Annotated in this window: 15 protein-coding genes; 7 read left to right on the top strand and 8 right to left on the bottom strand. The window is 39.9% G+C overall.

Annotated elements, in window-relative coordinates:
• Positions 1 to 794: 794 nt before the first annotated feature.
• On the bottom strand, positions 795 to 3,524 hold the full coding sequence (locus tag FZF08_RS30310) for an alpha-L-rhamnosidase (RefSeq protein ID WP_159478222.1): 2,730 nt from the start codon (positions 3,522 to 3,524) through the stop codon (positions 795 to 797).
• Between the two features lie 214 nt (positions 3,525 to 3,738).
• Here FZF08_RS30310 and FZF08_RS30305 point away from each other — a divergent pair, with 214 nt between their 5' ends.
• Together FZF08_RS30305 and FZF08_RS30300 are read left to right on the top strand one after the other, a co-directional pair.
• Positions 3,739 to 5,451, top strand: a complete 1,713-nt coding sequence (locus FZF08_RS30305; protein ID WP_159478220.1) for a GMC oxidoreductase — start codon at positions 3,739 to 3,741, stop codon at positions 5,449 to 5,451.
• Between the two features lie 123 nt (positions 5,452 to 5,574).
• On the top strand, positions 5,575 to 7,158 hold the full coding sequence (locus FZF08_RS30300) for a DUF6345 domain-containing protein (protein ID WP_159478218.1): 1,584 nt from the start codon (positions 5,575 to 5,577) through the stop codon (positions 7,156 to 7,158).
• Positions 7,159 to 7,292: 134 nt separating this feature from the next.
• On the opposite strand, the gene FZF08_RS30295 is transcribed toward FZF08_RS30300, so the two are convergent.
• From FZF08_RS30295 to FZF08_RS30275, 5 genes are all read right to left on the bottom strand, one after another.
• Positions 7,293 to 8,273: a TrkA family potassium uptake protein gene (locus FZF08_RS30295; protein WP_159478216.1), complete on the bottom strand. Its 981-nt coding sequence runs from the start codon at positions 8,271 to 8,273 to the stop codon at positions 7,293 to 7,295.
• A gap of 170 nt (positions 8,274 to 8,443) precedes the next feature.
• Entirely contained in the window at positions 8,444 to 9,490 is a 1,047-nt protein-coding gene (locus FZF08_RS30290; RefSeq protein ID WP_159478214.1) for a T9SS type A sorting domain-containing protein, read from the bottom strand.
• A gap of 667 nt (positions 9,491 to 10,157) precedes the next feature.
• A complete protein-coding gene (locus tag FZF08_RS30285) occupies positions 10,158 to 10,652 on the bottom strand; it encodes a GNAT family N-acetyltransferase (RefSeq protein ID WP_159478212.1) in 495 nt (164 codons plus the stop codon).
• Positions 10,653 to 10,827: 175 nt separating this feature from the next.
• Positions 10,828 to 13,269: a hypothetical protein gene (locus FZF08_RS30280; RefSeq protein WP_159478210.1), complete on the bottom strand. Its 2,442-nt coding sequence runs from the start codon at positions 13,267 to 13,269 to the stop codon at positions 10,828 to 10,830.
• A gap of 108 nt (positions 13,270 to 13,377) precedes the next feature.
• Positions 13,378 to 14,373: a GlxA family transcriptional regulator gene (locus FZF08_RS30275; RefSeq protein ID WP_159478208.1), complete on the bottom strand. Its 996-nt coding sequence runs from the start codon at positions 14,371 to 14,373 to the stop codon at positions 13,378 to 13,380.
• Positions 14,374 to 14,506: 133 nt separating this feature from the next.
• Between FZF08_RS30275 and FZF08_RS30270 the strand changes: the two genes are divergently transcribed.
• From FZF08_RS30270 to FZF08_RS30260, 3 genes are all read left to right on the top strand, one after another.
• A complete protein-coding gene (locus FZF08_RS30270) occupies positions 14,507 to 14,914 on the top strand; it encodes a VOC family protein (RefSeq protein ID WP_159478205.1) in 408 nt (135 codons plus the stop codon).
• Between the two features lie 96 nt (positions 14,915 to 15,010).
• The gene (locus FZF08_RS30265) at positions 15,011 to 15,490 is read left to right on the top strand and encodes a hypothetical protein (protein WP_159478202.1); all 480 of its coding nucleotides are present in this window, start codon (positions 15,011 to 15,013) and stop codon (positions 15,488 to 15,490) included.
• 2 nt (positions 15,491 to 15,492) lie between these two features.
• Positions 15,493 to 15,990, top strand: coding sequence for a DUF1579 domain-containing protein (locus FZF08_RS30260; protein WP_159478199.1), 498 nt, complete (start codon positions 15,493 to 15,495; stop codon positions 15,988 to 15,990).
• A gap of 1 nt (position 15,991) precedes the next feature.
• Here the strand turns inward: FZF08_RS30260 and FZF08_RS30255 are convergent, their stop codons facing one another.
• Positions 15,992 to 17,131, bottom strand: coding sequence for a YhcG family protein (locus tag FZF08_RS30255; RefSeq protein WP_200837203.1), 1,140 nt, complete (start codon positions 17,129 to 17,131; stop codon positions 15,992 to 15,994).
• A gap of 119 nt (positions 17,132 to 17,250) precedes the next feature.
• Here FZF08_RS30255 and FZF08_RS30250 point away from each other — a divergent pair, with 119 nt between their 5' ends.
• On the top strand, positions 17,251 to 18,444 hold the full coding sequence (locus FZF08_RS30250; protein ID WP_159478196.1) for a M23 family metallopeptidase: 1,194 nt from the start codon (positions 17,251 to 17,253) through the stop codon (positions 18,442 to 18,444).
• A gap of 47 nt (positions 18,445 to 18,491) precedes the next feature.
• Positions 18,492 to 18,953, top strand: a complete 462-nt coding sequence (locus tag FZF08_RS30245) for a nucleoside deaminase (protein ID WP_159478193.1) — start codon at positions 18,492 to 18,494, stop codon at positions 18,951 to 18,953.
• A gap of 159 nt (positions 18,954 to 19,112) precedes the next feature.
• On the opposite strand, the gene FZF08_RS30240 is transcribed toward FZF08_RS30245, so the two are convergent.
• Complete coding sequence (locus tag FZF08_RS30240; protein WP_159478189.1) at positions 19,113 to 20,555, bottom strand: arylsulfatase; 1,443 nt, start codon at positions 20,553 to 20,555, stop codon at positions 19,113 to 19,115.
• Positions 20,556 to 21,412 lie beyond the last annotated feature (857 nt).

Genomic DNA, 21,412 nt, shown 5'->3' with positions numbered 1-21,412 from the left:
CTAGCGTTCATCCTGAGCCAGGATCAAACTCTCCATTGTAAATTTTGTTTTGTGGTAATCCCGAAAGATTCCACGTTATCTTCTTAAACGTACTATCTTGTTACTCTCTTCATCATGTCAAAGAACTCTGCTTCGCGTCTTCCGAAACTCGTGGCGATGATCGTTCTCAGCGCCGTACTACCCGATTGGGAGTGCAAAGGTGCACCTCTTTTTTTTCTTACGCAAGTACAAGGCAAAAGTATTTCTAATCTTTTTTTGAAATAATTTGTAAAAAGCTCAAAATGAGGAAAATGTGCCCCGAAATATTTTGAAGTTTTTTTTCATGGGGTTGGGTTAGGGTCGGAAAATGGGGCTGGAATGGGTGGGAATGCGGTTGTGAGCTCTTTTATCGTTGAGGGGAAGTTGGGGCTGATCACGCGTTTGGCGGATTAGATCAACTGTGCAGTGCGCATATCTGATTTGATCGGGGTTTTGTTCCTATATATAAGGAAAGGGAAAGTGTGGTGCGATGGGCAGGTTTGTGTATTGTTGGATTGGTCATAGGAGGCTCCGAGGGAGCCCGGAGAAAGCTTAGTCTTATTTGTTAGCTATAAACAGGAAGCTCCGAGGGAGCTGGATAATCCGAAAATTGTTCGGAGAGTACTAATAGGATAAGCTTTGAATAAGAAATTCGCAATATTGAAATGAAACGAATTAAACATTGAAGGATGGCATGTTTAAACAAAAAAACTGGAAATGGATCGTATCAATACAATTTCCATTTCCAGCTCGTGAAACCAAAACTTCCTCAACGATTATTCCTCTACCATAAAGTCATATTTTCCAGATCCGATCTTAATCACTTTAAATCCCTTCTCATCTTCTTGCACTTGAATTCCATTTGACGAAGCCAATACTGCCCCACCTTCCGTAATTTTTTGCTGACTCCCTTTAACAGGTATATAAACAGTTGCAGAAGTATTAGCCGGCACTTCCAAACTAAGACTGAATTTATTCCCGTCAATTTTCCAAGCAGCGCCTATCTTACCATAATAGGTCTCAATACTTCCTGAAGCAGAAGTAAGTCCCCCACCCGGAAACGGCTTAATTATAATTTCCTTATAACCTGCGCCCTCCTCCTTTGTATCAATACCAGCAATTGAACGATACATCCAGTCGCCGACTGCTCCGTACGAATAGTGATTAAAGGAAGTCATACTTGGATCCTGGAATGTACTATCCGGCTTTTGCGAATCCCAGCGTTCCCATATTGTTGTTGCACCCATTTTCACCGGAAACAACCAGGATGGATAGGTATCTTGCAATAACAGTTTATAAGCTGTTTCCATTTCACCAAAACGGGTCAGGCAGCTCGTCAGGAAGGGTGTTCCCAAAAAACCGGTTGTCAGGTGGTAATTATAACTTTTGATATTTTCAACCAATCTCTTGGTAGCAGCACTTCTCAGGTTTTCCGGCAACATGTCAAATTGTAAAGCAAGCACATAAGCTGTTTGTGTTTCGGAAATTAATCTCCCTCCCGGCGTTACATATTCCTGTTGGAAAGCCTTTCTGATTCGCTCTGCCAAAGCTTCATAATCCTTTACTTCATCTGCTTTCCCCAAAAGCCTGGCAGATTTCGCCATTAAGTCTACCACATATGCATAGAAACATTGAGTTACCAGATAGTTATCGGTCACAGCAGATTTTTGTCCGATCATTCCTTTTGAATCATCAACACGATATGAAAGCCAATCACCAAATTGAAAACCTGTATTCCAAAGATCATTTTTCGCCGCCTTCCTTATATAGTCGACATATGCCTTCATACTTGGATATTGTTCCTCAACAATACGCTTATCGCCATAGGCTACATACATATTCCATGGAATGATCACGTCGGCGTCCGACCAACCGGCAGCGCTCTCTGGTCTTCCAAAAAATGATCCCTTTAAAATATCAGGAATTACAAAAGGAATAGCGCCATTTGGATATTGTTCAGCAGCCACATCTTTAAGCCATTTTGCAAAGAAATTATTCACATTAAAATTGTAAGCAGCGGTTCTTGAAAATACTTCCGCATCGCCAGTCCAGCCAAGACGTTCGTCGCGCTGGGGACAGTCTGTTGGTACATCCAGAAAATTCCCACGTTGACTCCATTGAATATTTTTTTGAAGCTGGTTGACCAAAGCATTTGAACATTCAAACTTCCCGGTTGCCTTCATATCAGAATATAAGGCAATCGCAGTAAAATTATCAGGATCGACTGTGCCTGAAATTCCTTCCACACGAACGTATCGGAATCCATGAAAAGTAAAGTGTGGCTCGTAAGTTTCCACTCCACCACCCTTCATTATATATGTATCCTGCGCCTTCGCATTTCGAAGGTTATCAAAATATAGATTTCCATATTTATCCAGTATTTCCGCATGAGATAAAACAATCTTATTTCCTGAACTTCCGGAAATTTTCATTTGCACCCAGCCCACCAGGTTCTGTCCAAAATCCAGTACGGTTTCACCCTGTGGCGTTGTTAGTACTTTCACCGGTTTGAATGTCTCATGCTTTGTGATCAACTCATGATTACTGGCGAAAAGAATATTCTTTGCAAAATCCTTCACTTGTACTTTTGTCCATTTGCTATCATCAAAGGAAGAAGTTGCCCAACCTATTTGTTCCAATCTTGCATCATATACTTCTCCATCATAAATCTCAGAACTTAACATCGGACTTGGAGAAACTTTCCAGGAATCATCAGAAATAATGATTTCCCTGGTACCATCGCTATAATTGATGTTTAATTGAAATAATAAAGCTGTTTGCTTACCATAGGTATTTGCTTTTTTCTCCCAGCCCAATTCCCCACGGAACCATCCATTAGCCAAACTAACGCCAACCGCATTTTTTCCTGAGATCAAAAGCTGAGTAACATCATAAGTCTGATAAAGCAAACGTTTATCATAGGTTGTCCAACCTGGCGTCAGAAACGCGTCTCCAATTCTTTTACCATTAATTTCGGCTTCATAAAGACCTTTTGCTGTAATAAATGCCGTTGCAGATTTTATTTTTTTTGAAGTGGAGAACGATTTTCTGAACTGAGGAACGACGCCATAAACTGTGTCAGCCTGCAATCCTGAAGATATCCATTTTGCCACCATTTCCGTTTCAGGCTTAAATAAGGCTGTGTGAAAACTGGCCTCCGTTGAGCTCGCCATTTTGCTTCCCTGATTATCCCAGACTTTAACCTGCCAGCTGTAACGTTTACCCGGTTCTAATGCAGAACCAGAATAAGGTACATGAACTGAAATTTCAGAAGAAATTTTACCCGACGACCAAGTCACCTTATTGTCTGCCCTTACAGAAAGTTCGTAAGCTGTTTGTTTTACATTTCTTTTAGAAGATTCCAAAACCCAGCTGAATCTGGGCTTTGAAATATCCAAACCTACCGGATTTGTTCGTCCTTCTGTTTTCAAACCTGTTACTATTAACTGTGCAAAAGATATCTGGTTTGAAAAAAGTACAAAAATGATAAAGTATAATTTTTTCATTACAACATTCTGTTTTATTTTAGAAAACACGTAAATTGTCAATCTACTGATAACGTTATATAATTAATTTCCTATATCACTAATAGCGTGTGGCCCGACATAAGCCTAAACACTTTTATTATTCTTACAGTAATTTCAGAATTATCTTTCTTTTAATACAAATAACCTGAGATAAATCCGTTTCGAGTCTTTATCACCATGAACAATTACTGAAATGTCAAACCTTAATATAGATTCTATTAAAGCACGCACTTTTGACGCAATCGTAATCGGGACCGGAATAAGCGGTGGCTGGGCGGCGAAAGAACTTACAGAGAAGGGATTGAAAACACTCGTTTTGGAGCGAGGAAAAGATGTTAAACATATCGTCGATTATCCGACAACAAACATGCAGCCCTGGGAATTCCCACATTTAGGACAACCCACTTTGGCACTTCGCGAACAAAATCCTATTGCCAGCAAGCATTATATATTCAGGGAAGATTCAGTACATTTTGTAATGAAAGATGCCGAGCATCCTTATATACAGGACAAACCCTTCGACTGGATGCGTGGATACCAGGTTGGCGGGCGTTCTTTATTATGGGCGAGGCAAACCCAGCGTTGGTCGGATTTTGATTTTGAAGGACCTGCCAGAGATGGTTTTGCCGTGGATTGGCCGATTCGTTACGCGGATATTGCTCCCTGGTATAGTTACGTCGAAAAATTTGCGGGAATTTCGGGAAATAAAGATGGATTACCTCAATTACCGGATGGCGAATTTTTACCTCCGCACGAGTTGACTTGCGTTGAAAAACATTTTAGCGAACAGACTGCAAAAAATTATAAAAATACCCGTCCAGTCATTATTGGAAGGGCGGCACATATTACAGATCCTCAGCCAATTCATACAGAACAAGGCCGGGCAAAATGTCAACACAGAAATATTTGCCAGCGTGGATGTCCCTTTGGAGGTTATTTTAGCAGTAATTCCTCAACAATTCCCTGGGCGGAGCGTACCGGAAATATGACTTTGCAGCCTTATTCTGTCGTTCATTCTATAATATATGATGAAAAGAAAAAGAAGGCAACCGGTGTTCGGGTCGTAGATACAAATACAAAGGAAATGACGGAGTATTATGCCAAAATCATTTTCCTGAATGCATCAGCCATTAATTCCAATTTGATTTTGCTGAATTCTACATCTGACCGTTTCCCAAATGGTTTAGGTAATGACAGCGGAGTGCTGGGAAAATTCATTGGTTTTCACAATTATCGGGGCCGGGTAACCGCTGATTATGATGGATTTCTGGATTCTACAACGGATGGAAAACGTCCTAATGCAGCTTACATTCCGCGTTTCCGTAATGTTGCCAAACAGGAAACAGATTTTCTTAGGGGTTATGCTACTTCTTTTTCCTCTAATAAAATGGGAAATCCCACCGACGGAATCGGTGAATCATTAAAGGAACATTTGCTTAAACCAGAATCTGGCGGATGGACTGCGGGAGCTCAGATGATGGGTGAGACGTTGATGAAAGAAACCAATTTTATTCAGTTAGATCAAACACAAAAGGATAAATGGGGAATTCCAACATTAAGGATGCATGTTGATTTTGATGATAACGATATGAAAATGGTGCAGGATTTTTATGTTGAACTATCCGAAATGTTGGACAAAGCGGGTTTTAAAAACATAAAGACATCCGATACAAAACGAAATCCGGGAAGTGAAAATCATGAAATGGGTGGCGCCAGAATGGGAAAAGATCCGAAAACATCTATTTTGAATAAATGGAACCAGATGCATCAATGTTCTAATGTGTTTGTTACAGACGGGGCTTCGATGGTTTCGACAGCAACCCAAAATCCCTCCCTTACTTATATGGCACTGACTGCGAGAGCGGTGGATTATGCGATTAAAGAAATAAAAAAAGGGAATATTTAAACAATCCTGTCTAAAATTTTACTGAAACTTTTGTTTCCACAGATCCAGTCGTTACGACTAAGTTTCTGCTGGTATCAGCTAAACTATTTTTATCTGAAAGTTTCACCTAAAATTTAACTAATCATGGCAGATTTACTTCCTATTTATCGACTTGTGAATGCAGAGTCAGATTATTCGCAAAGTATTGAATTTTCGCACCGATTATTTGGGATAAGAAACGACTTTAATTTATCAAAAGCAGACAATCGTGTTGTTTTAAAAAATGATCTGTTTAATGTAGAAATCGGTAACGGGAGTCAGGATATTTGGGCAGCTGATACTTCACAACTTTGGAATCCATCGCTCCGTCCACAAATATTAAAAGGCCGGGAAGCACTTGCAGAGGCAAGAAAAATTGTAGAAGTAAAAAAATTGCTTCCACAACTTAACGGGCCATTCAAATATGGCGAGCCACATTTAGGAGGCACCTTTTTTGCTCAATCCGAAAATAAAAAAAGGACAGATCATCAGTTGGATACGCAGGTAATATTTCCAATTCTTGCACATGGATATCCTATTGTCGGCGGAGGTGGAGATTTTACGCTCACACTGGGTGATAAAGGTAAAATTACGGGATTCTCCGGATCCTGGACACAGCCCAAAGAATCATTTAATGCGGAGGTAATGGACAAAAAGCTGGTAGACAGGCAATTTATGGACTTAACAAAGTCATTAAATCTAAGTTCCTTCGAATCTTATCTTGCTTATTATGCAGGACCTGCTTTTAGCAATCAACCTTATTTATATCCCGTTTATGTGTATCGGGCAACAGCAAAACTTGCCGATCGAGTCATTCCATTAAGGAATATTATAATTCCTGCGACTACATTCGGACCAAGAGCCCCAAGAGATATCCCTCAGAAAAAGCGCAACCCGCGAACTGCACCACGACAAATTGAAGAAAAAGATAAACTTCGCCGCTCATATAATAGTGCTGCTCTCTTCTCAAATCCATTTGAAGCCGGATCCTCATGGATAGGCCTGAGTGGCGGACTTTCCGGAAGCCAATCCAATGCAAAAGGATTTATAGACGAATGGCGTGCGGCGGGATGGAATATAAATTTCAATTGGGGTGATGCAAACGCTTTTGAATCTGACTGGCGCCGTAATGATGATACCTGGGTTGATGCTGTTGATTTTGTGTTTTATACTGGTCACGCGGATATGAACGGCTGGATACTCGCAACACCGGATGACGGCTCACTTTCGTACACAGAAGTTGGAAATTCCCCACAATCTCCCGGTGATCTCTGGGGCCAAAATGATCTTGAATGGGCGATCATTGCAGCATGTGGCCCATTACAGGACAGCTTGCTCGCTGCGGGTGGTGGTAATGTCCTTGACCGATGGGATGGAGCTTTTGACGGAATGCATATACTTATGGGTTATGGAGGTATCACTTTTGACAATACCGATGAAGGGAAGCGCGTTTCTCAATATGCCAAACAAGGTAATACATTAATTAACTCTTGGTTTCGGGCAGCGAAAGAAATTCAACCATCAACGAATGGGGCAACGGCACCCAACGGACCAGACATTTATGTTGGTGCCATGTGGGCGGGACGTGCTGGAATAGATCCTGTCAATGATCATGCCTGGGGTTATGGTTCTGTTTCAGAGGACCCTACTAATCCTACATTTTTAGCAGCTATGTGGACCATTTGTTAGGACTTATAAAATATGTATTCTGCTTTATACTAACCTTAATAAGGCAGAATACATATTTTAGTCTGATAGTCACTTCTTTTATACTCCTTTAATTGAAAACATATATATTTTCATTAAAATAGATACGCCAAATGCTATCCCAACAATACCACAGCATCCCGAATCTGCTGGCTGCTTCCCATTAATAGAATGCCTTCGCCTGGTGTGGTGATGTAAGCCGGTTCGGGATTACGATGGTATTTTCCACTTAGTAATTTGATTCCAAGAACGGTACAACCGGTTTTTTGCCACAAATTAAGCTGGCCTAAATGAAGTGAATTGTGTACTTCAATTTCTGTGATTTGAAATTTATCATTATGCTGTGAACTGATCAGTGAAATAAATTCCTGCACATCCGGAATAAGTACCAGACTTGCCATGTGTGCTCCGCCGAGTTTGTCAGGCATGATGACATTCGTGGCTCCCGCGATTTTTAGTTTATTCACACTTTGATCATACGAAGCACGACTGATAATCACGATCGAAGGATTTAATTGTCTGGCTGTTAATACAATAAATAAATTGGCGGCGTCATCCGGCAATGAAATAATGATCGCTTTTGCTTTTAAAATTCCCGCTTCAATTAAAACCTCATCTCTTGTCGCATCAGCATAAATAATTACATCTCCCGGATGCGGAGCGGCAACTTTTGTAGATTCGATTACGGCAAATGTCACATCATTCTGACGCAATATCTCGCAAGCCTGCCTTCCGTTTCTACCGTATCCGCATACGACTACGTGATTCTCCATTTTCTGCAAATATTTCCGTTGCCTGAATTGTTGATATTCCTTGCTCCATTCTCCGTCAGCCAGTAATCGGGTTACCAATGCAAGATAGTACGCTACCAATCCAACACTGCTGATAATCAAAAGAATAGTAAAAATACGACCTCCGTCACTGAGTTTATTTACCTCACCATAGCCGACCGTGCTAATGGTGATGATGGTCATATACAGTGAATCCAGCCAGCGGTAATCTTCAATAATCACGTAACCAAAAGTACCCACCAGTGTGAGAAATCCCAGATAAACGAGTGGACTAAAAAACTTCTTAAAGAGTAACCAACGATTCATTATCTAAAACGTTTTGACAACGTTGCAAGCCAAAATCTTATGTTATCGATTATTAAAAACACAGGGTTTTAGCAAAACATAAAGCGTGGATTGTCGTTTGGAAATCCTAAAATAACGATTCCTTTACAATTTTATGGGCATTATTCATTATTGGAATAAAATGAGCCAGTTTATCTTGCTACCACAATTTTCTGTGCTGCCCAGGATCCATCTGTTTTCCCAATTTTCATAATATAAATTCCCTGTTTCAAATTTGTCACGTTTACATATTGCAGCGGGGTTTTCCCCGAATCATAAACTGTATTTCCGGTAAGACTTATCAGCCGGACGGTATTTACATTAGCCCAGTTACCCATTTTTATTATAAGCTGATCTGCCACCGGATTAGGGTATATTTCCAGATTTATATTTTCGAAATCAACCTTTTTTATCGAACTGAATGCAAACGTATCATCTTTATCTATCATTTTCAAACGATAATAATTATTCCCGTCAGACGGATTTGAATGTGTAAAATGATAATCCATCTTGACTTTACTTTCTGTCGCCGAAGCTAATGAGCCGATTAAATTCCATTCCTTTCCATTCAAACTGTGCTCTACTTCAAACCTGTCACTGTTTACCTCAGAGGTTGTGGACCAATCCAGATTAATCTGTGTATTTTCCATGGTGGCTTTGAAAGATAGCAAAGTAACAGGCAGCGGACTAATAACAGATACCGGAGTCGACATCAGATCATTACCAGGGATTAAATTTCCAGAAGGTGGATAGCTCAGGTTAAATTCCGTTGCAACGGTAGCATACAAAATACCTGCATCACTCTTAATAGCTTTCAATGGTATTTTTACAGCTCCGTAACTTCCTTTTTGAATCCCGTCCGGCACGGTAAGTTTGATGATCGTTGCACCTGCAAATGTTGACATCTGGCTTACAACGGTTACACCAAAGGGTACCTTCGAAAAATCAAGTGGCCCGTTTACTTTTAAAATGGAAGGAATTGTGATAACAAAGTTTGCGTCATAAGGTGCCAGCGCTGTACCGGCAGAAAAGGCGGCAGAAAAATTGCCTATCATCACTTCAAGGTATCCGGTTGCATTTATTTGAAAAATGGATTGAGAAAAACTCATTCCGGCTGAACCCGGATCTGCCTGTCCGTAAGTTGTTTGGAAAGATAAAAGATTAATAATAAGTAGTAAAAATTTTGCGATAGATTTCATAGTTTAAAATTTTAGAGGAGGGAAATTCTTCAACATCAACGTATTGTATATTACATAAGGTCATCACACTTCCAACCTGTTTCAAATGCTCACAGCAAGATCCATCAACAGAATTAATCTGCTGGAAGAGATTATGGCTAAAATTTGATTCGGCTATTTAGTGATAAATAGAAATGACATTGTTGGCTTTTTGTAACTTTCTGTATACCAAACAATTTACAGCGGATGGTTTTTGGTATGTCTGTTCGTTTTTCCCTTGATTGGGAATGGAGCTAAAAGAATTTAAATTTACTTCAGTTTTCATAACGATGAGGTATTTTGATTATATTTTTATCAATTCAGTATTTGCTAAACTCTTTAATAAAAGGATTTTAACTATAAAGAATCTGATACAAGTCTAATGAAAATGAGAACTCAAAGCTATCTGTTTTTATTTAACGGTAATTTCCTTGTTTGTTCTAAAATAATATCACCCAAACTTTCACCATTATACGTATCCAAAAAGTCCATTTCCAGTTAAATAAATCAACAAATTGTACTTTAAATAATATTTACCATCATAAAATTAATTTCCGTGTCACATGAAATTAATTTTATGATTAATCATTTCCCCACGAAGCTTTATTTTGGAAAATAGCTTAACTATCGGCCGTAAAGTGTTCTTTTCTCATTTTATAAGTAAGTGATAATAAACATTTTCACCCATCATCCTGGGAAAATAATCCGGCATTTTTTCACTTTTCATTTTTACAAATCCATTTTTTTCATAAAACCGGTGTGCAGCTTTCAGCATATCAACAGTTCCTAAATAAAGATCTGTTATCTCTTTTTCCTTACAATACTCAATCAGTATATCAAGTAATTGCTGCGCCGTTCCTGTCTCTTTACCTCTAAATTCCTTTTTAACAAACATTTTCCGAATCGCTCCTGCCTTGTGTCCAACCGAAATTAAAGCAATGGAACCAACCAGTTCGTCTCCATTTTTTGCTCCCCAAAATCCCCCTCCGGTATTATGATAATGTGTTTCGATATCCAATAAATCTGGTTGACCTTCCAATGTCACAGGAACATTAAATTCAATTTGCTGAATTGGTAAAATCAGATCCAGAATTTGCGGATAATGATCGTTTAAAATTGGATGTATTACAATTTGAGTATCCACGATCCTAACTATGTTTATATTATGTAGTTAGCTACATAATTAACAAAAACTATTTTGATTTGTTGAGAAATTTATTCAAATGTCAAAAAATAATTGATTTTATGAATAAATTTTCTGGCGCTAAGACAAATTGAATATTTGTCTTAGCGCCAGAAAATTTAGAATTGACTGAATCTTATTGCTCTCTTCCCCTCGAATTTGCACGAGGAGCGGTATTTCGCTGAGGATTTGGATTAGCGGCGGGTTGTCTGTTCTGTGGCACGCGGTTTTGGTTTGGTGTCACTGCCGGACGAGCATTTTCACGATTATTTTGTGGTAATGACTGACGAACGGGTTGATCAGGTCTGCTGATCGGTCGGGAAACATTTGGTCGTGAATTCTGGTCAGCGCCTGTCGCAGGCCGACTTACATCAGGCCGCGCATTTTGTCCGTTTCCGATGGAGGGCCTTGTTCTGTCAGGTGTGCTACCCGTTGTTGGCTGAGTAACATTTGGCCGACCGTTTTGACCATTTCCAATCGTTGGACGCGTTCTGTCCGGCAGTGTATTTTGGTCCCTGCCTGTTGAAGGACGCGTTAAGTCAGGGCGACCCGTATTTTGTCCATTGCCAGTTGATGGTCTCGTTCTATCCGGAAATGTTGTCTGTCCTGAACCTGTTGATGGTCTGCCATTTCCCGGACGTACATTCTGACCATTTCCCGGTCTTGTTACGTCAGGCCTTCCAGAATTCCCTCCAGTGGAAGGTCTTCCTGTACCTGGTCTTACAACCGACGGCCTGAAAACGTTATCGCGTGTTGCTACAACGTATTTTCCGCCGCGGTACAAATTGTTATTATTATTTCCATAATTAGGTCTTCCGTTTCCGTTAACCGGCCGGTTGATTGTCATATTAGGTCTTGGACGATTGGGATACCCTACATTGCCTGGCCGATTTCCGTAATATCCGCCATTCCAACCCCAGGGACGATACGGTGGACGATAAGCCCGAGGCCCAAACCAACCACCATAATTTGGACGAGAACGGCCATAATGGTACCAGCCAACATTAAATCCTAAACCAAAACTCATGGACCAACCTGCCCAGGGATTGTAATGCATACCAAAACCCCAGGTTATAGGACGCGGTCTGTAATATCTTCCACGCCATGGACGATAATGCCAGCCTGTACCCCAAACAACAGTGGGACCATAAATGTAATTGCCCATGTAACCCTGCGTGTAACCAACATATACATATTGGGGTGTTGTCTCATAAATGTACACATATCGGGCATTGTACGCGCTGCTGCTCGGAGGAATTCGGTCTACATCAGACGGCCGCTCATTGGCAACCTGCCATGGGCCGTAGGGATTGTTACTAATAAACCAGATTCCATTTTCCAGTGCATAAAACTGATTATTGGCTGCTTGCATAACCGTAATATTAGCATTTTCAGCAACTGATAAATTGGTATTCTGAATCGGCACAAAATGGGGATCTCCATCATAATTCACTTCAACTCTTGCGGTACTGCGGTCTACTTTTGCAGTTTGCGGAATTTGCGCTTCCATTACTGCATCATCCGCTTCTTCCGTTCCGGCAACACTGGCAAGCACGCCATCCTTTTCCGAACCTGCGGGAATATTTGCAAAGGCGGCCGGTAAGGTATTTTGCGGAACATACTGCCATGGTCCGTTTAAGGAAGTACAATTATACCATCTTCCGGCAATTAAAATGTAATTTTTCTGACTGTCAATATCTTTGAAAATTTCGTCAAGAGAATTATTAACATACAAAAGTGTAGATCCCTGTACCGCCTGATACGTCGGCTTTCCTTCCGTCTGGATTATTTCAGCAGGTTCGGTTACTACAAGAATATCAGTTGGCGTTGTAAATTTATTCGTGTTTTCATTTTCAGCAGAAGCTTTTTTCTCTTCTTCCTTCATTTTGGTATCAACAGCTCTGATTCTGGAAGGGATATTTTTTACATAAACCCATCCGTCCTTAACTCGTGGAGAAGCATACCAGAAACTTCCGCCGTACAAATAATATTTATTATCATCCGGATTTTTGACGATCAGATAAGGCGTATTCACCACCCGGGTCATTTGCAGGTCGTCGTCTTTTTCTTCCATCGGGTCTCCGTCGAGCACGATGAGCGTGGTCGGTTTGTCTCGGTAAATAATCAGCGGAGCATCATTTTTCAGATTTTCAGCACCTTGTTCCTGATTAATAGCTGCCTGAATATTATCTCTGGAAAATTGTACGCGCAAACCAGGAAATCCCTGCTCAACTGACTTTCTGAAATTATCCGTATCAATATTATCGTCGTCTGCAAATTTTGATTGACGTACTGTGACATTTTTGAGGGTAGCATTATTGCCTGTGGATAACTGTCCCTGAATCCACATAGCACCAAAAACCGGTTCATCCCCAGATTTTTTGCGAATTGAAACCGCTGCACGGGCGCTCAGATTATCACCGGAAAGTTTTTCAGGCTGAAGCTGGTAAATCGTGATCGTGCCCCCACCAGAAAGAGGAAGTTCTTTTGGCCAGGTATCCTGTGCCAGAACCGTAATCCCGGTCAGGCTGAGCAGACACACCACCGTACGGATTATATTTTTTGATATGGCTAACATAACTTTGTTTTTAAATAATTGTCAATAAATGACAAACGTACAATCTGACTAACGGAGCTTTGACACATCGATGTATCAAATGGTTTAAATCAATCTAAAACAAAATCTTTATTTCGCCGCATAAACAATACCTTCCATCCGACCCACATTGAACTTTTCACGATAGGATTTTGGTGTCATACCGGCACTTTTTTTAAACAATTGGCGGAACGCTTTCAAATCGTTATAACCTGAATTCAGCATTACTTCCAATACGCTCTGATCCGTGAATTCCAGAAGTTTTTTTGCCGCCTCTATTCTTGTTTTTTGTAAATATTCTATCGGTGTGACGCCTGTTGCAATTTTAAATCTTCTTACCACATTTCGTCTGCTGGCAGGAATATCCTGAATCATGGCTTCAATAGTACTGGATTCCTGATAGCCATCTTCAATTTTCCTCTGCGTCATCGAAACCAGATTATCTCCATGATTTTGAGGTGGTTGAAAGGTGCCGAAGTAAGCTTGCTGCTCACGATCCATATCAATCGCAAACAATTTGGCAATGTGCAGTACCACTTCCCTGCCGCAATATATTTTCAATAAATGCAGCATCAAATGAAAACTGCTCGTTGCTCCTCCGCTGGTATAAATCCTATCCTCATCCGTAACAATGGCATCTCCATATAAACGTACTGCCGGAAAACTGGCAGCAAAGGCTGATATAGCATTCACATGCGTAGTTGCACTTTTACCATTCAACAGACCCGTCGCAGCCAGTAAAAATGCACCTGTACAGAAGCTTGCAATTTCAGCACCGCTCTGATATTGCTCCTGAAGCCATGGAATAAACTGAATATTTTCACCAACCGCAATTTCTGTTATGTCCGAAGCAAAAGCGGGAATTAAAATCAAATCCTGCTTTCGCGTGGATTCAATCGGTTGAAGTTCATAATTACCAAATGTCAGACCGGACGAATCCGACGACAGGGTAAATAATTTAATATCAAAAAAAGAAGGTTTTTTCTGAGCATGATAAAATCTGTTCACCGATTCAAAAACATCCAAAATTGCCGCTACACTTAGTAAACGGTGTCTTTTTGTTATCAAAAGCGCTAGTTGTACCATTTTTCTTTTTGTTAATATCTGAACTAATGTATGTATTTTTTGTCTCAAATACCCCTTACAATTGACTTTTTAAGCCTGTATTTCCCGATAGCAATATACTTAATTTTGTCCTGTACTATAATTAATAAATACCATGAAACTAATCCCCTATCTGAATTTCGAAGGAAAATGTGAAGAAGCGATAGATTTTTATCTCTCTGTTTTTGATGGGGCAATTGCTTATAAAGATTATTATAAAAGTGCCCCGATGGATGTCCCGGAAGATCATAAAGAAAAAATAATGCATTGCCAGCTTAATTTTGGCGATAATACGCTAACGGCTTGTGATGCATTTCCCGGCGTTGAGATAAAGGAAGGAAATGGTATCGATTTATCCATAGGTTTTGATGAAGAAGTGAAAGCCGAAGAAATATTTAACAAATTAGCCGATGGCGGAAAAATCACCATGCCTTTTGCAAAGCAATTCTGGGGTGCCTGGCTTGGCCAGCTGACGGATCCTTTTGGTAAAAAATGGATGATCAGTACCAATATTCATGCTTAGATTTGCAATTTATCTGAGTCATTTCGAAGCAGGTTTATACTATTTTGCAACTTTTAAAAGCTAAAAGCCAAAACTTGGGATTTAAATAATCAAATAATGGATGCTGTTTTCAAAAAGTTAAATTTAAAAAATCAAAAAACAGTCGTGGTACTTGGTGCCCCGGATTCTTTCGGGACAAATCTGGACAGTATCCGTGATGAAACTGAGGTAGTACATTCTTTGGAAGAAGTTAAGGAAATTGATTTCATTCTGGCTTTTGTGACAAAACAAACTGAAATTGATGATCTGATACCAAATATTGCTCCGCTTTTACAAGGCGACGCCGTCGTGTGGATGTGTTATCCCAAAGGAACCTCCAAAAAATATAAATGCGATTTTAACCGCGATACCGGTTGGCAGATTATGGGAAACTATGACTTGGAACCCGTAAGAATGGTTGCCATCGATGAAGACTGGAGTGCATTAAGGTTTAAAAAAGTTGACTTTATTAAAACAATGAAACGCTCTTCACTACACGCATTGTCGGAAAAAGGTAAATTAAAAGCCGTTCCGGTTAAAGGTTTTAACCACGAATAATCATGTCCAAAAGCAATTTTGAAATTTCTCTTGAATCAGGAGTTCACCATACGCTGCAAATGTTGATTGGCAGCTGGGAGGGAATAACCAGAACCTGGTTTGAACCAGATGTTCTCGCAGACGAATCACCTGCAATAGCAACAGTCCGTTCTGTACTGGATGGACGTTTTGTGATTCATGAATACAAGGGAAGCCTGAACGGTAACCCTTTTGAAGGAATGGCTGTCTACGGTTTTGATATTCAAAATAATACCGTCCAGTCATCCTGGATCGACAGCTTTCATATGGGAACCGGCATCATGTTGTCAACCGGACTTCCTATTGATAATGGCTTTTCTGTTTTAGGAAGTTATGGCAGTCCGGACATGCCAGAGCCCTGGGGCTGGCGAACGGTTGTTGAATTAATTGATGCTGATAATCTGATCATTACGGCATGTAATATTTCTCCCGAAGGACAGGAAGATAAGGCTACCGAGACAAAATATTTCCGGGTAAAATAAATCAAAATTGCTTTAATTCATTTTTGATAAAAATTTCCAACTGTTCCTTGCTCGGTAATTCGATGACATATTTGCTCACAAATAATGGGATATCGCTATCAGCCACTGCATATTCTACCAATGCTTTATTTTGGTCCGTCACCAACAGAAGTCCAACCGGAGGATTATCGCCTGGTAGCATAATTTCCTTTTTAAAATAATTGATATATGTTTTAAGCTGACCAATATGCTCGTGTTTGACTTCATTTGTTTTTAATTCAATCAAAACATGGCACTTTAATATCCTGTGATAGAAAACCAGATCAATAAAGAAATATTCGTCCCCGATCGTTATCCTTTTTTGCTTTGCTTCGAAACAAAAACCGTGGCCCAATTCGATCAGAAACTCCTCCAAATGATCTACCAAGGCCTGCTCCAAATCATTTTCATAAACCACTTCTTTTGCTTTCAAACCCAGAAATTCAAATGTAAATGGCGATTTGATAATATCTGCTGCATAAAATTGCTCTGAACCTTCCTGGATTTCAAAACTTAGTTTTTCCGGATTCAGGCTCATTCCCGATCTTTCAAAATAAAGCGTCCTGATTTGACGCTTCAATTCGCTAACGCTCCAATTCCCCTGGATACATTGCATTTCATAAAAAGAACGTTTCACCTCTTCTTTGATTGGTAATAATAACGTAAAGTGGGAAAAGGACAGTTTGCTGGTTAATATTTCTGCAGATAAGGCATTATTCACATCTCTACTATTATTATCAATGTGATGATTGGAATTGGTATTACTTCTAAATTCCAGATTAGTAAGAGTCGAAGAAATAGTTTTTTTATTGAGCCTCGAATTAATATCCTTCAATTGTGCAGACGCTGTCTGCACAATTGAAGGATATAGGAAATAAAATTGCCTAAACAATTTTAAATTCCTGGCCCCTAAACCTTTAATATCTAATTTATCGGCAAGATCATCAAGCAATTTCTCACCATACTTCGCCCTGTCTTCTCCATTTTGTTCGAATTCTACAATATAAAAACCGATGAGCCAGTTGCGAATTGTCAAATGTTTGTTGATTGCCTTTATAGCACTTTGCTGAAGCGAGGTGTGGGTATCCTGTATGTTATTGACAAGAACATCGAAGTTCATCATGATTTATGCAGTAAGTGTGTGTGATAATTTACTCCCAATATAGTGTTTCATTTTCAAACCATTATCACCTTCATGGCATGAATTTATTGCTTACCACTTTAAGTAATAAAATATAACCTATGCGATTATTATTGAAGCTTTTTCTGGTTAGTGTGATTATAATTCTTGGAATTTCCTGTAAACGCGTTCCCGTTTCGCACTGGTTTCCAGTGACGCCTCAGGAACATTACGAACAGGAATTATATAAAGCCAAAGCAGAAAAAACAGTTTCCGGACAAACCTGGTTTAAAGCCGGAAAACAGGTTTTAATGGATACATTATTTAGTACAATACCACATCAGGAAAGATTTTACCTGGGAGATTCGGTACCGGCTCAGTCTATCCGGCTGAAAATACCGGAAGGGAGAAAACTGGTTATCAGCACCTTTCGAAGTGAGGATGATTCCCTTTCAAACTTATTTGTTGAACTGTTTCGAATCAAAACTAACGGAAAACCTCAAAGAATAGAATATCTAAAAACAAATGAAAATAGAATAACATTAACTGATAATGAAGGCGATACATTAATAATCCGTATCCAGACCGGCCTGAATGAAAAGATACGCGTTTCTTTATCGCTTACAACTGAGCCAACATTATCATTTCCGTTGGCTCGTTATGGTATTCAAAATCTGATTAGTTTCTGGGGTGCTCAGCGGGATGGCGGCGTGAGATCTCATGAAGGAATAGATATAAAAGCACCAAGAGGAACGCCCGTGGTAGCAGTTGAAAACGGATTCATTACCCAAACAGGCACAAACAATCTGGGAGGAAAGATTGTCTTTTTGTCGGCAAGTGGAAGTCCTTATTCCATTTATTATGCGCATCTGGATAGTCAACTCGTATCGGTTGGGCAGCGCGTGGTTCGGGGTGATACTTTGGGTTTGGTGGGAAATACCGGAAATGCGATCACAACAGCGCCGCATCTGCATTTTGGAATTTATACACGAGGCTCTGGAGCGGTTGATCCATTTCCTTTTATTAATGATAAAAAAGAAAAACTCGCCTCTTTACCGGTAAAATCCACATGGCTAGGAGATTCTGTCCGGATCAAAAATAAGGTAAACGTATACAGTATGAATGATTTTTCAAATTTGCATAAACTCCGGGTTTTACCAAAAAATGAAATAATCAGGATTTTGAGTGAATTACCCAAAGGGTATCGGATTGCGTTATTGGACGGGACAAAAGGTTATGTACCCGCCATTGGTATTGAATCATTGGATAAACAAGCTACCGGGGAGAAAACCAAAACTGCAAAACAGAAAAAGTAAACTGTTAAATTACATGTAAGTTTTATAAAATCATCCAAAGCATATACATGATTTCTTCCAAAGAACCTGATTATCCAAAACATGAGTATTTTCTACGCAGGTGCATTGAATTGGCATTAATTGCCAAAAATAATGGTGAAAGCCCTGTTGGATCCTTAATCGTTAAAAACGGTGAGATTATCGGCGAGGGAATTGAAGCTGGAAGGTCACATCTTGATATTACTTTCCATGCGGAAATTGAAGCGATAAGAAATGCTTCCAGGTTTCTAAAAAGTCAGGATCTATCAGATTGCATACTATACACGACACATGAACCGTGCATGATGTGCTCATATGTGATTCGACATACAAAAATCAAGATGATCGTCATGGGTTTGACAACCGGAGAACTTGGTGGTTTTAGCGCGGACGATCCGTTACTTTTAAAAACTGTTTTGAAATGGGCAAATCCTCCAGTTATTGTACATGGGATTTTGAAGGATGCATGTGAAAATCTACATCGTGAATAAAGTTACGCATATGGCTATTGAAACACGATAATATTCGGCGGCGTTTTTGTATTTTGACCAAAAGAGAAAAATCCAAAACCAGCAAAATCGCCAGTATCGGGGAAATTTTTACCAGCGTACGTTTCATGTTGAAGAATTTTCAATTTGAAAAGCAATTTGCTATTTCTCCGCCTGACTTAAAAATGGAAAAAGGGCCGATTCGACATGAGACCTGTTCATGATCTGTCCGAGTTCTTTTGCTTTTGCGGGAAATTTGTCTGCAATATTAATTTTTTCACCCGCATCTTTGGACAAATCATAAAGTTCGATCGGGGCATTCGGATGACCGGCCGCTTTAAGCCGCACCGCCTTCCAGTTCCCCTGACGCACGGCCTGTCGCCCGCCTAGTTCATGAAATTCCCAGTACAAATAATCATGTTTTTTCTGAATTCCTTTTCCGGTAATGGACGGAACAAAGGAAATGCCATCTGTTTTGATTGAAGGTTTCGCTCCGGCCAGTTCAGCAAACGTTGGCAGAATATCCCAGAAAGCACCCATATAGTCGTTTTTCGTTCCCGGTTTAATAACACCCGGCCAGCGGGCCGCGAAAGGCTCACGAATTCCACCTTCGTATAAATCACGTTTTACACCTTTAAAACCTGCGCTGCTATGAAAAAATACCGGGTCAGCTCCTCCTTCAATATGCGGCCCGTTATCACTGGTAAAAATGACAAGCGTATTTTTATCAAGTCCTTTTTCTTTTAATTTATCCAGTATTTGGCCTACGTATAAATCTAGTCGGGTAACCATAGCGGCAAAAGCAGCATGGGGAAATTGCTGGGAAGCATAACCTGCGTTTGTGGCATTCGGGCCATAATCTGCGCCTTTGTAGGGCTGTTCATCAAATTTTCCTTTGTAATATTGAAAAATACTGTCTTCCGGAACGATCAATTCTGCATGAGGCAATATATAAGGCAGAAATAAAAAGAAAGGCTGTTTTCCATCTTTCGAGTCCACAAATTCAAGAGCCTTTTTCTGGATTAGATCCGGCGCATATTCTTTGTTGTGAAGCAGGTTCTGATTAGCTTCTAAAACCACCTTTTTCTGATTTTCCCAAAGATGATCGGGATAATAACGATGCGCAAGACTTTGACAATTGTAACCGTAAAACTGATCAAAACCTTGCTTGTTTGGATCGCCATAAGAACCAACCGGTCCTAAACCCCATTTTCCAAAAGCACCCGTTGCATAGCCAGCTTTTTTTAAAATCTCGGCAATGGTCACGACTGAATCAGCGATAGGCTCCTGCCCTTCCGGATCAACACCCTTATTTCCTCTTATGTAGGTATGCCCTGTATGTTTGCCACTCATAAGCGAAGATCGGGAAGGCGCGCACACGGAAGTCCCCGCATAAAATTGGGAAAATTGAACACCTTCTCTTGCCAAACGATCAATATTGGGTGTGCTTATTAATTTTTGTCCATTGAAACCCACATCACCATAACCCAGATCATCGGCCAGAATGAAGACAATATTAGGTCGTTTTGTATTTTGGGCGAATGATAAATTGTGTTGAAAAAATCCGGTAAGCAGGAAGAAAAGAGAAAAGTATTTCTTTGTCATGAAATTTAAATTTAATGAACCATGTTACCCTGCATACTTTACGGAAATAAAAATACACTAGTAAAGAAGAAGCGATGAAGTTGATTTGACAATCTACAAAAAATTCACCGCTCCTGATACCCCGCGACAGCCCAGCCGGGCAAGCATGAATTGACAACCACCGAAAATCCGGCATGTCCGGTTTGTGCTGTCTCTTGGGTATCAGGAGTGGATATATATTTTCAATCTGAAAAGTTTATCGTGATTCATGAGATAGAAATGTACCCATTTGAAAGATATACTCTACTTGTTTGATAGACAAAGTAAAGATTTTGTTTTCGTACTACCAAGTTGTTTTGATAAAATATTTTCAATGATATTAAGTTTTATGTAACCGTAATCGACGCCATGGTTTCATTTTGTATCTATTGCGTTTTGGAATTAAAGTTCAGTATCAATAAATTCCGAGTTTAACCGCAATAGACGCTATGGGAATACGCAATGGACGCCAGATATAAAAACTGCGTCCATTGCGAAAACTATTGCGCCCATTGCGGTTAAAACACAAATTCAGTATCCATCAGTTTTAATTATTTCTGAATTTTGTATCTATTGCGTTTTGGAATTAAAGTTCAGTATCAATAAATTCCGAGTTTAACCGCAATAGACGCTACGGGAATACGCAATGGACGCCAGATATAAAAACTGCGTCCATTGCGAAAACTATTGCGCCCATTGCGGTTAAAACACGAATTCAGTATCCATCAGTTTTAATTATTTCTGAATTTTGTATCTATTGCGTTTTGGAATTAAAGTTCAGTATCAATAAATTCCGAGTTTAACCGCAATAGACGCTACGGGAATACGCAATGGACGCC

It is taken from the genome of Dyadobacter sp. 3J3, from assembly GCF_009801115.1.
Classification (GTDB): domain Bacteria; phylum Bacteroidota; class Bacteroidia; order Cytophagales; family Spirosomataceae; genus Dyadobacter.
This window is presented reverse-complemented; position numbering and strand designations above follow the sequence as displayed.

Coding starts and splice junctions, on each gene's coding strand:
- FZF08_RS30310 (WP_159478222.1), bottom strand. CDS start 3,524: ATGAAAAAATTATACTTTATCATTTTTGTACTTTTTTCAAACCAGATA.
- FZF08_RS30305 (WP_159478220.1), top strand. CDS start 3,739: ATGTCAAACCTTAATATAGATTCTATTAAAGCACGCACTTTTGACGCA.
- FZF08_RS30300 (WP_159478218.1), top strand. CDS start 5,575: ATGGCAGATTTACTTCCTATTTATCGACTTGTGAATGCAGAGTCAGAT.
- FZF08_RS30295 (WP_159478216.1), bottom strand. CDS start 8,273: ATGAATCGTTGGTTACTCTTTAAGAAGTTTTTTAGTCCACTCGTTTAT.
- FZF08_RS30290 (WP_159478214.1), bottom strand. CDS start 9,490: ATGAAATCTATCGCAAAATTTTTACTACTTATTATTAATCTTTTATCT.
- FZF08_RS30280 (WP_159478210.1), bottom strand. CDS start 13,269: ATGTTAGCCATATCAAAAAATATAATCCGTACGGTGGTGTGTCTGCTC.
- FZF08_RS30275 (WP_159478208.1), bottom strand. CDS start 14,373: ATGGTACAACTAGCGCTTTTGATAACAAAAAGACACCGTTTACTAAGT.
- FZF08_RS30270 (WP_159478205.1), top strand. CDS start 14,507: ATGAAACTAATCCCCTATCTGAATTTCGAAGGAAAATGTGAAGAAGCG.
- FZF08_RS30265 (WP_159478202.1), top strand. CDS start 15,011: ATGGATGCTGTTTTCAAAAAGTTAAATTTAAAAAATCAAAAAACAGTC.
- FZF08_RS30260 (WP_159478199.1), top strand. CDS start 15,493: ATGTCCAAAAGCAATTTTGAAATTTCTCTTGAATCAGGAGTTCACCAT.
- FZF08_RS30255 (WP_200837203.1), bottom strand. CDS start 17,131: ATGATGAACTTCGATGTTCTTGTCAATAACATACAGGATACCCACACC.
- FZF08_RS30250 (WP_159478196.1), top strand. CDS start 17,251: ATGCGATTATTATTGAAGCTTTTTCTGGTTAGTGTGATTATAATTCTT.
- FZF08_RS30245 (WP_159478193.1), top strand. CDS start 18,492: ATGATTTCTTCCAAAGAACCTGATTATCCAAAACATGAGTATTTTCTA.
- FZF08_RS30240 (WP_159478189.1), bottom strand. CDS start 20,555: ATGACAAAGAAATACTTTTCTCTTTTCTTCCTGCTTACCGGATTTTTT.